12 protein-coding genes are annotated in these 14,886 nt (G+C 59.9%); all 12 read right to left on the bottom strand.

Annotated elements, in window-relative coordinates; translation table 11 throughout:
- Positions 1-8 precede the first annotated feature (8 nt).
- The 12 genes from DWZ01_RS09095 to ybaK all read right to left on the bottom strand — a co-directional run bounded on the left by DWZ01_RS09095 (position 9) and on the right by ybaK (position 14,866).
- Positions 9-695, bottom strand: a complete 687-nt coding sequence (locus tag DWZ01_RS09095; RefSeq protein ID WP_022094877.1) for an N-acetylmannosamine-6-phosphate 2-epimerase — start codon at positions 693-695, stop codon at positions 9-11.
- Between the two features lie 70 nt (positions 696-765).
- The gene (locus DWZ01_RS09090) at positions 766-1,731 is read right to left on the bottom strand and encodes an ROK family protein (protein ID WP_022094876.1); all 966 of its coding nucleotides are present in this window, start codon (positions 1,729-1,731) and stop codon (positions 766-768) included.
- A 173-nt stretch (positions 1,732-1,904) separates the two neighbouring features.
- Entirely contained in the window at positions 1,905-2,825 is a 921-nt protein-coding gene (locus DWZ01_RS09085) for a dihydrodipicolinate synthase family protein (protein ID WP_035138887.1), read from the bottom strand.
- Between the two features lie 68 nt (positions 2,826-2,893).
- Positions 2,894-3,745: an acetylxylan esterase gene (locus tag DWZ01_RS09080; RefSeq protein WP_117848739.1), complete on the bottom strand. Its 852-nt coding sequence runs from the start codon at positions 3,743-3,745 to the stop codon at positions 2,894-2,896.
- Positions 3,738-4,715, bottom strand: coding sequence for an acetylxylan esterase (locus DWZ01_RS09075; RefSeq protein WP_117848737.1), 978 nt, complete (start codon positions 4,713-4,715; stop codon positions 3,738-3,740). The genes DWZ01_RS09080 and DWZ01_RS09075 overlap by 8 nt, the downstream gene beginning before the upstream one ends.
- A gap of 80 nt (positions 4,716-4,795) precedes the next feature.
- Complete coding sequence (locus DWZ01_RS09070) at positions 4,796-5,623, bottom strand: ABC transporter ATP-binding protein (RefSeq protein WP_117848735.1); 828 nt, start codon at positions 5,621-5,623, stop codon at positions 4,796-4,798.
- On the bottom strand, positions 5,624-7,639 hold the full coding sequence (locus tag DWZ01_RS09065; protein WP_117848733.1) for a dipeptide/oligopeptide/nickel ABC transporter permease/ATP-binding protein: 2,016 nt from the start codon (positions 7,637-7,639) through the stop codon (positions 5,624-5,626). It lies immediately after the preceding gene.
- Positions 7,640-7,642: 3 nt separating this feature from the next.
- Positions 7,643-8,599, bottom strand: coding sequence for an ABC transporter permease (locus DWZ01_RS09060; protein WP_022094871.1), 957 nt, complete (start codon positions 8,597-8,599; stop codon positions 7,643-7,645).
- Between the two features lie 155 nt (positions 8,600-8,754).
- On the bottom strand, positions 8,755-10,368 hold the full coding sequence (locus DWZ01_RS09055; protein WP_117848731.1) for an ABC transporter substrate-binding protein: 1,614 nt from the start codon (positions 10,366-10,368) through the stop codon (positions 8,755-8,757).
- A 364-nt stretch (positions 10,369-10,732) separates the two neighbouring features.
- Positions 10,733-12,673: an excinuclease ABC subunit UvrC gene (uvrC, locus tag DWZ01_RS09050; protein WP_334199552.1), complete on the bottom strand. Its 1,941-nt coding sequence runs from the start codon at positions 12,671-12,673 to the stop codon at positions 10,733-10,735.
- Positions 12,674-12,679: 6 nt separating this feature from the next.
- Positions 12,680-14,260, bottom strand: coding sequence for a murein biosynthesis integral membrane protein MurJ (gene murJ / locus DWZ01_RS09045; RefSeq protein WP_117848727.1), 1,581 nt, complete (start codon positions 14,258-14,260; stop codon positions 12,680-12,682).
- 105 nt (positions 14,261-14,365) lie between these two features.
- A complete protein-coding gene (gene ybaK / locus DWZ01_RS09040) occupies positions 14,366-14,866 on the bottom strand; it encodes a Cys-tRNA(Pro) deacylase (RefSeq protein ID WP_117848725.1) in 501 nt (166 codons plus the stop codon).
- Positions 14,867-14,886 lie beyond the last annotated feature (20 nt).

The raw sequence follows: 14,886 nt of genomic DNA, 5'->3' as shown, positions 1-14,886 counted from the left end.
GGCCTGTCTTACGCCTCAAGCGCAGCCTTGAACCAACTCGTAATACTCGTGGGGTGCGTGATGGCGGTGCCGACGACAACGGCCCAGGCGCCAGCATCGATCGCGGCGCGAGCCTCCTCGGGCGTATGCACGCGACCCTCGCAAATGATGGGAAGGCCGGGGAATTCCTCGGTCGCCTGACGCAGGAGCGGCAGATCGGGGCCATCGGCCATGGTGCAGTCGATGGCGGCAACACCATGAGACAGCGTGGTGGACACCAGGTCGAAGCCCATGTCGACAGCACGACGAATATCCTCGATGGTGGCACAGTCGGCCATCAGGAGCACGCCCTCCTCGTGCAGCGGACGGAAAGTATCTTCGACGGTCTTGCCATCGGGACGCGGACGATCGGTGGCGTCGATCGCCACGATATCGGCACCCGCAGCAACGCAGGCGCGAGCGTGGCGCAGCGTCGGCGTGATGTAAACGCCCTCGTGCCCATCCTTCCACAGGCCGATGACGGGAACCTCACAGCGACCCTTAATGGCGGCAATGTCGGCAAGGCCCTGGCAGCGAATGGCGGCGGCGCCGCCGAGCTCGCAAGCGCGAGACATTTGCGCCATGGTCTCGGGCGTACGAAGCGGCTCGCCCATATACGCCTGAACGCTCACGACGAGCTTGCCCTTCAGGGATTGAATCAAAGGATCGACGGTCATAAGGCTGCAACCTTTCTTAGAACAGCCTCCCGAGGCCTGTTGTCTCGGGAGGCTCCTACAGCAGATACGTTTACTTCAACGAGGCAAGAAGATGCTCAGCGGCACCGATGAGCGGAGCATCGCCCTCCAGAGAACCGATGAGGATCGGCGTGTCCTGAAGCGGATCGAGCGCTTGGCTGGCATAGCCCTCGTGCACCGAATCCTTCCACGTCTGCGAACGCCAATCGGGACCTTGGTGAATCACGCCACCCGAAAGCACGATGACCTCAGGGTCCAGGATGTTAGCGAGCGAGCCCAAGCTGGCACCCAGCGCAAAGCCGGCGTCATGGATGACCTCGGTCGCCTTTGCGTCGCCCGCACGGCACAGGTCGTTCACATCGCGACCGACCGAAGGACGGCTGGGGTCGACGCGACCAAAGCGCTCATCGTACATACGACCAATGGAAGTGCCCGAAGCAACCGACTCCAGATGGCCGGAACGCCCGCAGGCGCAGGGAATGCCGGCGGCAGCCGAGCACTCGATGTGGCCCATATGACCGGCAGCACCATGGAAGCCCTGCATCACGCGGCCGTTCTCGACATATGCGCCGCCGATGCCCGTACCGATGCCAAGACACAAGACGGAGAACTTGCCCTTGCCGACGCCCCAGTGGGCCTCGCCCAGAGCATGAGCCTGCACGTCGCCTACAACGGCAACGGGAAGACCGAGGTCCTCGCGCAGACGCGGCCCCAACTGGACGCCGGACCAGCCGGGCATGATCTCGTTGGCATACGCGATGGCGCCCGTCTTGGGATCGACGACGCCGGCAGCACCGATACCGACGCCAAGGACCTCGACATCGGGATTCGCCTCGAGAGCAGCCTTGATGGACGCCTCGATACGCTGGAAGACGGCCTCGCCGCCCTCCTGGGCCTCGGTGGGAACCTCGGCCTCAAATACGGGATGGGGCACGCTGCCGTCAGCCGGGTACTCCATGATGGCAGTCGCGATCTTAGTTCCGCCGATATCGACAGAGCAGACGTACTTGTTCTCCATGTCGCTCTCCTTAGGAGATAAAAAACAACTACAGGAAATGCGCCGTCAGGCTAGCCGTCACAGCGCGGTAAAGGTTTTCCAGGTGCCCGAGATCGCCGAGAAACCGTGTGGCCATTAACCTAATGGGTCATGGCCGCACGGTTGAACGGCGAGGTCGGGCGCCCGGGGAAGCTTTACAGGAGACCGTTGTCCTGAAGGACCTTCTTAATCGCCTCGACGTTCTCGCCGGTCATGGCCTTCACCGGGCGCGGCATGGTCGGGCTGTCGAAGATGCCCATGAGGTTCATAGCGGTCTTGAAGGCGCCGACGCCACCGGCATAGCCCTGGACGCCCGAGGTGACATCCCAAATGTGCGAAATCTCATTGAGGCGATCCTGCTCGGCCTTGACGGTAGCCCAGTCACCAGCCTGAGCGGCCTTCCACTGACGCACGTAGCCCTCGGGCTCAACGTTGGCGAGACCCGGGACGGAACCGTCGGCGCCACCGAGGTAGGCGCCGTCGACAACAACCTCGTGACCGGTGAGAATGCTCATCGGATGGCCGTTCTTCTCGTTCTCCTGAACGAGGTAGCGGAACGAGATGTCATCACCCGAGGAATCCTTGACGCCGGCCAGAACGCCCTCGGCGCCGAGCTTGGCAAGGAGCTTCCAGGGGAGCTTGGTGTGAACGCAGACGGGAATGTCATAGGCAAAGATGGGCAGGTCGAGCTCCTCATGCAGGATGCGGAAGTGCTCCTCAACCTCGGTCATGCCCTGCAGGGCATAGAACGGGCAGGTGGCGACGAGGGCATCGGCGCCCAGCTCCTGAGCGACCTTGCCGTGCTCGATCATGCGCTCGGTCTCGGTATCGATGATGCCGACCAGAACGGGCACACGGTGGTCGACGATACGAACGGCCTCGGCGATAATCTGGCGACGACGCTCGTCGGTGGAGAAGACGACCTCGCCCGAGGAGCCCAGGAAGAACAGGCCATCGACGCCGGCATCGATCATGCGGTTAATGCTGCGCTCAAAGGAGGCAACGTCGAGCTGGTGATCTTCGGTATCGGGAACAACGACGGGAGGGATAACGCCGGTGAATTTCTGAGTTGCCACAAGAATCTCCTTAGTTGTCTGGCGGGCGACCCTGTGCCACCCACTCTTGTTGGCAGTGTTCAGGCCGTCTAGGCCAAAGAACACGAGTAGAACGTTTGGTTAAAGAAGTCGACGACTTCGTTTTCGAACGCATTGATGCGCTCGTGAGCGTATTTGGCATAGATGATATGCCTCCGGTCACACTCAAGACCGTTGAATACGGCAAACTGACCCTTGGGGTCGCTCACGGTATCCATGAGCGATGTGCCCATGAGCACCGATCCGCGCACCCGAGACGACAGCGCCTCGAGGCCGCCAGGAAGCGGATTGGCAACCGCCGTGCAGGCGAGACCCCGCTCGTCCAGAGCAGAAACCGCCAGCGCGACTCCGCCGCCTAGACCCTCGCCCCATGCAAAGATGCGGTCGGGGTCCATGCCATCAAGATTGCGCGCCACCTTCGCCAGCGCGCAACCCCAACGGACGCGCTCGACAAAAGCGGGCGAAGAAATCCCCCGCTGCAGGTCGTCCGCACCAGCAACATCGTCATCCAGCGCGAGGACGGCATACCCCATGGCGGCAAATCTCGTCATGTGATGCCAGCCGCGCACAGGCCGATCGATGTCGTGGAACATCAGGCACAGCGGCACGCGCTCAGATACTCGGGCACGACCGACAGGCTCGATCAAACGAGCGTGAATCGCATCGTCACCGAGCTCAAAGGAGACCTCCGAGTAACGGGCGCAGGGGTTAACAAAGTCAATCGCCGTAATGGCCAGGCCTTGAATCTCAAGATTCGAAGCGCATGTCTCTAAATCAGAAACATCTGCTTGGACATCACCGCGCCAGTCCCGATATTCTGCGAGCCTTGACGAAACCGTTCCAGGAATTCCCACGAGCTCGGGGACAATCAGCCCATTGACATTGCTCTCGCACTTAGACATGAGCCTCCCCTCCCTTGCAGAAAAACGGAATGATCAAATCGTCAAAATCCTGAATCTCCTCGTGGCCAAAGCCTTCAAAGAACTCATGACGCTTTTCGCAGGTCAGGTTGTTATAGACCGCAAACTGCGTCGCTGGCGGACAGACGATATCGGCTGTGCCAGTGCCAAACAGCACGGGGCATTTGACCATAGGGGCAAAGTTCTTGGAATCGAAGTACGCCAGCTTGGCATAGGCTTCGTCAATACGACTCGAGTCCTCGTCAAACCAGCGAGACCAATAGCGCAGGCCCTCGTAGGCAATGTCGTCGGCACCCAAATCCCAGACCAGGCGGAAATCTGACAGGAAGGGATAGAGGATGGCGGCGCGATTGATAAGCTCTCTGTTAAGCGCACAGGTCGCAATGCCCAAACCGCCGCCCTGCGACGCGCCGTTCACAAACACACGTGCAAGATCGATGCCCTCGAGCTCGCGAACGATGCGGCACAGGATGCGAATATCTTGGTGCAAGCGGACATAGTAGAGGTTGGCCGGGTCGCCGTCGATGCCGGCGACGATATGCCCGGCAACCGTTGTGCCCTCAAATCCACCAATGTCCTCGGAGGGACCTCCTTGGCCGGGGCAGTCGAGGGCGATGAGTGCCATGCCCATGCCCGCAAACGACGCCTGCTCAAACCAGCTCCGGCTTGCACCCGGATACCCATGGAACTGAAGCACCAATGGCACGGGCTCGTCCGAGACGGGTTTAAGGTACTTGGCATGCAGGCGAGCGCCACACATGCCGGTATACCAGAGGTCGAAAAGTTGACAGGTCGCGGCATCGGTGACCGATGCCGTGTCGATCGCATAGTCAAGCCCGACGGCGTCGGCCTCGGCCATGCGATCCTTCCAAAAGAGATCGAAATCTGATGGACGGGGCATGGCGCCTCGATATTCACCAAATTGATGTTGTAGCTCCTGAGCACTTGGCATGGCTCGTGAACCCAACCTTTCGAAATCGCAACGGAGGTGCGCCCGGCAAGGGAACCGGGCGCACGGGAGGGAAAGCGAGGCTACTCGCCGAGCTTGGGATGCAGCAGCGACGGCGCAGCGCCGAGCAGCATCTTGGTGTAGGGGTCCTGGGGGTGCTGGAAGACCTGCTTGGCCTCGCCCTGCTCGACGATCCTGCCGCCATTCATAACGATGATGTCGTCAGAGATATAGCGGACCGTCTGGATGTCATGGCTGATGAACACCATGGCCAGGCCGAGCTCCTTCTTAAGGTCGGTCAACAGGTTCAGAATCTGTGCGCGGACCGAAACGTCCAGAGCCGAGGTGGGCTCGTCGGCGATGATGGCATCGGGGTTCAGCGACAGGGCACGGGCAATTGCGACGCGCTGACGCTGGCCGCCCGAAAGCTGACCGGGAAGAACCTCGGCGGCGGAGCTGGGCAGACCGGTGAGCTCCAGGAGCTCCTTGACGCGCTTCTCCTGCTCGGCCTCGGTACCCAGGTTGTGGACGCGCATGGGGTCGAGCAGCTGCTCGCGAACGACCATGCGGGGATTGAGCGCCGTGGCCGGGTTCTGGAACACGACCGAGATGACGCGACCCATGTGGCGACGGTCCTCGGCGGTACGTTTGGTAACGTCCTTGCCCTTAAAGTAGACCTTGCCGCTCGTGGGGGCCTGCAGGCCGCACATGACGTTGGCGGTGGTGGACTTACCGCAACCGGACTCGCCGACGATGCCGATCGTCTGACCGGGCATGAGCTTAATCGTTACACCCTGGACGGCGTGAACCAGGTTGGGGTGCAGAATCGAGCCGGTACGGGTCCTAAAGGTGACGTGGACGTCATCAAGGAAGATGATCGGCTCGACGCCGTTGACTGCGGTCTCGCTCATCTACATCACCTCCGCGTGAGGGGTCAAACCATTTGCCTTGAGCACCTCATCGGGGAGCTCGGAATAGAAGTGCTCGGTGCCGGGCACGCGCTTGAAAACCGGACGGGTGTCCAGGCCAATGCGCGGATGACTCGAGCGGGGCGCGAAGCGATCGCCCTTGGGGAAATCGCGCGGGCTCGGAACGGCGCCGGGCACCTGGTGCAGGCGGCCCGAACCGCTCTCGATGGACAGGACGGAACCCAGAAGACCGCGAGTGTACTCGTGGATCGGGTTGGTGAGCAGCTCCTTGGTGGGCGCCTGCTCGATAACCTGACCGGCGTACATAACCGTGATGTTATGAGCGACCTCGGCGACCAGTGCCAGGTCGTGCGAAACGAAGATCATGGCAAAGCCGAGCTTGGCCTGAAGGTCGTTAAGCAGCTTGATGACCTGCTTCTGGACGGTAACGTCCAGAGCGGTCGTGGGCTCGTCGCAGATGACCAGCTTGGGGTCGCGGGTAAGGGCCATAGCGATCAGAACGCGCTGACGCTGACCACCGGAAAGCTCATGCGGATAGCTCTCGAGCGTACGCTTGGGGTCGAGGCCCACGAGCTCCAGGAGCTCCTCGGCGCTACGGGTGCCGCCGCGCTTGGTGAGCTGCTTCATCTGGGCGGAAATGAGCATGGAGGGGTTGAGCGAGGACAGGGCGTCCTGATAGACCATGGCGATATCGGTACCGCGCAGGCCGAACCACTCCTTCTTGCTCATCTTGAGCAGATCGCGGCCCTCCCAGAGAACCTCACCGGAAAGATGCTCGTCATCGTCGGTCAGGCCCATGATGGCCAGCGTGGTGATGGACTTACCGCAGCCGGACTCACCGACCAGGCCCATGGTCTGGCCGGGACGGACATCAAAGTTGACGTGGTCGACGACGTTGATATCACCGTGGTGCTCAAACTGGATGCAGAAATCACGGACCGAAAGGATCGGCTCAACGGACTCATCGGGCACATGGCGGTCGTTACGCTTGAGCTCGACATCGCGCAGGGCGCCAAGACGGGCGGACAGGGACTGAGCCTGCTCCTTGTAAGCGCGAACGGGGTCGGAGACCAGCAGGTCGGCCTCGCGGCGCTTGGAGGAGTCGGTCGGATCCAGGGCGGCGGAGGGAGCAGCGGCCATGGCGTCGGTAATGCCCTCGGAGAGGATGTTGAGCGCCAGGCAGGTGATCATGATGGCCAGACCCGGGAACAGCGCCTGCCACCAACGGCCAGCGAGCACGCCGCCGCGGGCGTCGGCGAGGATGTTGCCCCAGGTAGCGGTGGGCTCCTGGATACCAGCGCCGATAAAGGTCAGCGAGGCCTCGAAGATGATGGCGTCGGCGACCAGAGTAACGGTGAAGACCATGATCGGGGCGATGCAGTTACGCAGAACATGCTTGATCAAAATCCACGGAGCCTTGGCGCCGGAAACGATGACCGCGCGGACATAGTCCTCGCCGTACTCGGACACGATGTTGGCGCGCACGATACGGGCAATCTGCGGAGTGTACATAAAGCCGATGGCGAAGATGATCGACGGCACGGAGTTGCCCAGGATGGAGACGAAGACGGCAGCGAGGGCGATGCCCGGGATGGACATGATGATGTCCAGGATGCGCATGATCGCCTCGGAAACGGACTTGCGCGAAACCGCCGCGAGGGCGCCCACGACCGAGCCGCAGACCAGAGCCATGGCAGTAGCACCGAAGCCGATGATCAGCGAGTAACGGCCACCGTAAAGCATACGCGACAGGATGTCGCGGCCCTTATCGTCGGTACCGAAGATAAATCCATTGCCGGGAGCCTGGCGAGCAGTGAAAATCTCGACCGGGCTATAGGGGGCAAGAAGGGGCGCCAGAATCGCGGTCAGGGCGACCAGTGCCAGCACGACGGCGGCAATCTTAGAAGACAGCGTCATCTTCTTCCAGCCACCGAGCTTGAGCCCCTTGGAGGCAGCTTTCTCGAGCTGCTCGGTTTGCTTCTCTCGAATCTTTACCATAATCTACACCGTCCTGATGCGCGGGTTGATGAGCAGGTAGAGCATGTCAACCACGATGTTGATGATGATGAAGGCAAGAGCAACGACGATGACGACGCCCTGAACCAGGTTCGCCTCGTTGCCCTGAACGCCCTGCAGAATCGCAGTACCCATGCCGGGGAGGTTGAAGATGACCTCGATGACGACAGCACCGCCCATGAGGTAGCCGATCTTAAGACCGAGGGTGGTGACCGGGGTGATCAGCGCGTTGCGAAGAACGTTGATGCCGACGACGACCTTCTCGGGAACGCCGGCGCCACGGGCCATGCGGACATAATCCTTGTCGAGCTCCTCGACCATGGCGGTACGCACGATACGAGTCATCTGGCCCGTCAGCGGGAATGCCAGGGCGATAGCGGGCATGATCATACGTCCCAGATAGCCAGCCGGGTTGGTGGTGAAGTGAGGCAGAGCACCGGACGCCGGGAGCACCTTAAGGTAGGAAGAGAACAGCAGGATCAACAGGACGGCAAGCCAGAACGACGGGGTTGCCAAGCCGGCGATGGAGAAGACGCGGATCACTTGGTCCGGCCATTTATCGCGATACAGTGCCGCGATGACGCCGAGCAAAAACGAGACGACCGCGCCGATGGCAAGACCGATGAAGGTCAGCTGCATCGTGACGGGCAGGGCCGTGGAGATGCGCTTGGCAACGGAGTTGCGAGCAGCACCATAGGTGCCCATGTCACCATGGATCAAATCGCCCATATAGCGCACGTAGCGCACGGGCCAGGGGTCGTCCAGACCATACTTCTCATGGTACTCGGCAACCGCCTCGGGCGAGGCACCGTCACCCAACGCCGTATAGGCGGGGTCGGTCTTGGAGAACGACATAAGGAAGAACACCAGGACGGTGACGCCCAATGCCATGATCGGCAGCGCCACGAGACGTCTTCCAATCAAACGTAGAAAGTTGTTCACGTTCTCTCCCCTTTCTTTTGTCGGTAGGACCAACTGGTATATGAGTATGGATACTCATTACAAGACCCGAGCGACATCGAGGCCGCCCGGGTCTTTGTTTTAACTATGAGGACGTTGCCTTACGACCGACGCCCCACATATGACTCAAGCGAGTCTTAGGCCTTGACGGTCGCGACGCCCCTGAAGGACATGCTCGTCGTGCCGATGCCCTTGAAGCCATCGAGGGCCTCGCCGTTGGGCGCGGTGGACGGATCGTCCCAGGAAGCGGAAACGGTCTTGACGTGGACAACGGGATACAGAACAGCGTTGTCGGCAATGATGTCGAAGCACTCGTTCCACTTCTTCTGCTGCTCGTCGCCCTCGGCGGCAAGAGCCTCGTCCATGAGACCGTGGAGCTTCGCCCACTCAGCGGAATCCTTCCACGGGCAACGGGTCTGCATCCAGACGTTGTCGCCATACCACCAGTTGAGCAGCAGGTCGGGGTCGGCGCCGAAGCAGGACGGATCGCCAGGAGCGAGAAGGATATCGTAGGCCTCGCCGCCGTCGATGGCAGCGTAAGTGGCCGGCGAGGTATCGGTCTGGATGGTCACATCGAAGCCGAGAGCGTCGAGGTCGTTCTTGACCTGAGCGGCCATGCCCTTAATCTGCTCGTTGTCGGTGGTGCGCAGGGTGATGGCGCCCGGGGTGATGCCAGACTCTTCGATGAGCTTCTTGGCCTTCTTGGCGTCAGTCTTGTACACCGTGGAAGCCTCATGATAGTTGGTGAAGCTCTTGGGCAGGTAGCAGCTGGCAGCGGTAGCAAGGCCGGCGAAGGTGTTGGTAATCATCTTCTCGGTGTCGAGCGCGTACATGACGGCCTGACGGACCTTGACGTTGTTCCAAGGCTCCTTGGCGACGTTGAACATGATGAAGCGGGTGCCGAAACCCTGAACGTTATCGATCTTGCAGCCAGCGCTCTCGAGCTGGTCGACGGCGTCAGCGGTGACGAGCTCCATAACGAGCGTGGAGCCCTCCTGCTGAGCGGTAACGCGAGCGGTGGGGTCGGTCAGGATGCTGTACTGGATCTTCTTATCCTCGGCAGCATACTCACCGTTGTACTCGGGGTTGGGAACCAGGGTGATCTCGGTATCGGAGATAGAGTCGTACATCCAGGGGCCGGAACCGATCGGCTGCTTGGCGCGATCCTCCTCGGCCTGGGTAGCCGGGGTAACGCGGATGATGGCCAGACGATCCTTGAGCAGGGAGAAGTTGGGGACCTTGGTCTTGACCGTTACGGTGCTGGCGTCCTTGGCCTCGATGGACTCGAAGGGCTGGAAGAACGGAGCATAGGTAGCGGAAGCAGCGCAAGCGGTGTAGGAGGCAACGACGTCGTCAGCAGTGACCTCGGTACCATCGGAGAACTTGGCACCCTTACGGATGGTGACCTCGAAGGTGGTGTCGTCTACGGACTTGGGATCGTCGGTGGCGAGCTCGTTGAAGGTGCTGTAGTCGTGGTAATCGATGCCGTAAAGACCCTCGATGACGTGCCAGTTAGCGCCCAGGCCCACAGCGGAGCCGGTGCTGGCGGGGTCGAAGCTGGACGGAGCGTAAGCGGAACCAGCGGTGATCACGCCGCCGCCACGGTTGGCGGAATCGGTGGAACCGGAAGCGGAACCTTCGTCGCTAGAGCTGCCACCGCAGCCGGTGAGACCAAGCCCTGCGACAGCAGCGACGCTGCCGGTGAGGCCGAGGAACGAACGCCTGGACATACCCTTGTTGATGATGGCCATGTCTTCTCCTATCAATAGAGAATCTTACCCGGGAGCACCTAGACTTGCCCCCGCGCAACTTGCGGACGATATATACCTTACCTACCGACGAACCCAACTGAGGTGCCGCGCTCGGCGACCGATACATACATACGCTTGAACGGTATTTACTACCGTTCACCGAATTCATTGACAAATGATTCGACAGACAGTATGTATCGGCGAGGTGAGATATCAGTCTTCGTCAACCCGCAGGATAGCAGGGTTTTCGCTTGGGTTAGTCAAACGTTTTAGCGTTAATAAAACCCGAAACCAGCAGGCAATCATGGCGAAATAAATGGTTGAAAATCGCGCAATCATGTATATCAGTTGTTTAGGCTCGTGTTTAGCTATCGGAATGGCCAGCCGCCGCCTCGGCGCGCTCGGCATTCCATGCAACGAGCGCCTCGTGGACCGCCTTGGCAACATCGGCAGGTATGCCGCGAACTTCCGCGATCTCTTGCTCGCTCGCCGCGCGCAAACGCTTCATCGAGCCAAAATGGCGCATAAGGGCACGTTTTCTGGTGGGTCCCACGCCCGGAACGTCATCGAGTACCGAAACCGTCATGGCTTTATCGCGCAACTCACGGTGGAACGTGATGGCAAATCGGTGGGACTCATCGCGTACCTGTTTAATTAGATAGAGCGAAGCAGACCCGGTCGGCAGCACGACAGGAGTCTCGTCCCAAGGCACAAAAACTTCCTCGTCGGCCTTCGCCAAGCCACAAACTGGTATATCGAGCCCAAGAGCCTCAAGTTGCTTGATCGCAGCGGTCAATTGCGGCTTACCGCCATCGACAACGAGCAAATCGGGGCGCGAGCCAAAGCGCTCGTCGGCCATGCGCTCGGGAGCATAGCGTCGTCCCAAAACCTCGGACATCGACACGAAGTCGTTTGCCTCGTCCAATTCGGCCTGAATTTTAAAACGACGGTACTGGCTCTTGTCGGCGCGCCCGTTGGTAAACACCACCATCGAGGCGACCGTAAAGGTGCCATGCAGTGTAGAGATATCGAAGCACTCGATACGCAACGGCGGCGATGGCAGCGCCAACGCACTTTCGAGCTCCAGGAGCGCTTGATTGGTGCGGTCGTCAGCGTACCCCGTTCGCATCATGTAGCGCATGAGGGCATGGCGCGCATTTTTGGATGCCATATCGAGCAGACGGTGCTTTTCGCCACGCTGCGGCCTATGGAGATGGCAGGAACGCTCACGCTTGCCCGCAAGCCACTCCCCCAGCGCCTCCGCATCCTCAAGCTCGACGGAAAGGTTGACCTCAGCTGGAATATCAGCCGTCTCGTCGTAATAGCGCTTAAGAAAGCCCGACTGGAGCTCTTCCTCGTCAACATCAAGACCCTTGTCGAGAATGAACTCGCAGGTGCGAACTGTTCGGCCCTCGCGAACGACGAAGACGCAAGCGGCGGAGATGGTCTCCTCGCGATAGAACCCGATGACATCGATATCGACACTGGAGGGAAAAACGACTTGCTGACGATCGTCCAGACCCCTGATGACCTCCAAACGACGTTTGACGCGTGCCGCGCGCTCAAAGTCGAGCGCCTCGGCGGCATCCGTCATCTCGGAGGTCAGCTCATCGACGACATCCTTGCGATGGCCCGACAAAAAGCGCTCGACACGCTTGACGTTCTTGGCATAGTCTGCCGGGGAAATCGCGCCGATACACGCACCCGGGCCGCGCCCGACATGGTAGTCAAAGCAGGGACGCCCGTTTTGTGCGCAAATCATATTGACGATGTCTTCCTCGCCCTTGTGGGACTCGATGGTACGGCGACAACGACGCCACTCCGCACAGGATGCAGAGCAGATGGGGATAACCTTGCGCAGCGTATCTATCGTCTCACGTGCCGCACGGCTATCGGTATAGGGTCCAAAATAGCGCGTTCCCGGCTTATGACGCTCACGCGTGTATTTGATCGCGGGATACAGGTCGCCCTTTGTAATGGCAATAAAGGGGTAGCTCTTGTCATCCTTGAGGTCGACGTTAAAGTACGGATGGTACTGGCCGATCAGGTTGCGCTCGAGTACAAGCGCCTCATGCTCGGTTTCGACAACGATGTAGTCAAAGCTCGCCACCAGCTGCATCATCAGCGGGATCTTTTGACGCTCATCCTGCAGTGTCACGTATTGACGCATGCGGGCGCGCAGGTTTTTCGCCTTGCCCACGTAGATGACATCGCCCTTGGCATCCTTCCAAAGGTAGCATCCGGGCTGTGTGGGAACGCGCGAAACCTGCTCGGCAAGCGTTGGTATGTTGTCGTGACCGGCCACGCGCACCTACTTGCGACGAAGCAGCGCCGAGACCTCGGGCATCTTAAGGACGACGGCAAGGCCAAAGGTAACAACAAGCGAGGCGACACCCGCAACGCAAACGTAGCCAAGAGTAATCAGAATCGAGCCGCCAAGTGCCCCGACAAAGTGTTCAAGCGCCCACATGACGCCGGCGCCTGCGGCAGCACCTAGGCCACCGAGCAAAAGGCCAAAGAAACCGCCATGTAGGATAGATTTGACCTGAAGGCCACGCAGGCGACGACGCAGCCACCACAGCGAACAGCCGACCAAGATCACGTAGTCGACGACATACGAAAGCGCGATTGCCGGCATACCGAAGCCCAGCACAACGCCAAACAGCAGAACCGAGCCGGCCTGGCCGATGGCGGAATACAGGCAATAGCGGCTATAGGGCTTCATGTCGAGCAAGGCAGAGAAGCTCTTCTGCATCAACACGACCACGCCGTAGAGCGGCAGCGAGAGCGCCAGGTAGACAAGGTACTCGGATACCAGCGCCACGCCGGATTCATCGAACTTGCCAGCACAGTAGATCATATTGAGCGGACGTGCGAAGACAATCAGGTACAGTGCGAACGGAATCAGGAAGAACAGCATCTGGGCGACGCCACGCGAAATGCCCGTGCGAACGCTGTCGTAATCCTTCTCCTGTGCGTCATGAGAGAGCTCGGTATAGAGCGCCGTCGAAAGCGAGGCGGCAATCAGCGCGTAGGGCAGCGTGTACCACAGGCGCGCATAGGCGATGACGGAAGGACCCGTCTCGGGCTGGACCACCAGCGCGGCAGCGTTGGTGATAGAAGTCGAGACAAACATGCACACCGTGGCGAGCAGCGTCGGGATACCGAGCGCAATCGTCTGGCGCAGCGCGGGGTCCTTAAAGTCGATATGGATATGGGGATGCACGCCGTGCTTGCCAAGCGCGGGAATCTGACATGCCATCTGAACAAAGACACCGAGGGTCGTACCGGCCGCAATCAAGATGATGCCGGCACGTTCGCCAAACTGTGCGGACACGGGCGCAAAACCCATAAAGCTCGCAATGACGATCACATTGTTGAGGACCGGGGCAAACGTCGACCAAAAGTAGTCGCGGTGTGCGTTGAGAACGCCCGAGAACACCGAGCCCAAACCATAAAACAGAATCTGGATGGCAAAGAAACGGAACATGAACGCAGCGGTATCCATGCTGCCACCGTCACCCGAAAGGAACGATTGCGTCCAGATAAAGCCCGGGGCGAACACGGTCCCCAGCAACGAAATGCCACCCAGCACTAAAAGCAGAATGCCGAGCAGGTTGCCCACGTACTCGTTCGAGGCCTCGCGACCCTGCTCACGCCTCACGCCCATGTACACGGGCAAAAACGCCGTCACGAGCATGCCACCCATCACGAGTTCGTAGAGCATATTGGGCAGGTTGTTGGCGACCTGATAGGAGGACGAGAGTAGCGACATGCCGATAGCGGCCGCCATTGCCCACGTGCGGATAAAACCGGTGACGCGAGACACGATAGTCAGGATGGTCATAAGCCCGGCGGAACGACCAACCGTGGAGTAGTCCGACGAGCCCATGTCGTCAGTGTCATCTCGCGACGAAGAAGCTTCGGATGAGGGTGTCTGAGGCGCAGATTCTTTTGCAAAATGAGCTCCGCGCTTCAATTCTTCCTGCGGCATCGCTCAGTCCTCTCTCGTAATCGCGGCAACCGTCGCCCCGCAAAATGCAATTAAATCATCGGGTGCAAGCTCGAGCTGATAACCACGCTTGCCTCCCGAAATAAAAATGGTATCCCAAAGGACACACGTCTCATCAATGAGCGTCCGGTAGCGTTTTTTCATACCGACCGGGCTGCAGCCGCCGCGAACGTAGCCAGTCGCCGCAAGCAAATCCTTCACATGCATCATAACCAAGGACTTCTCCCCCGCGGCACGCGCGGCGGACTTTAGATCGAGCTCATCGGCAACAGGGATGCAGCACACGACATGGTCGTTGGACGGCGTCACGCAGACCAAGGTCTTAAATCCTTGACCGGGCTCCTCGCCAAGCTGCTCCGAAATCGCGACCCCCAGGCCCACCGACTCATCGCCATCGTCTTCGTACGTATGTAGAACATAGGAAATGCCGGCGCTTTCCAGCTCGCGCATCGCATTGGTTTTTGGCGTCTTTACAGCCTTTGCCATGACATATCCTTTCCCTCGCA

Origin of the sequence: Collinsella sp. AF28-5AC (assembly GCF_003457875.1) — a bacterium.
Lineage (GTDB): Bacteria > Actinomycetota > Coriobacteriia > Coriobacteriales > Coriobacteriaceae > Collinsella.
This window is presented reverse-complemented; position numbering and strand designations above follow the sequence as displayed.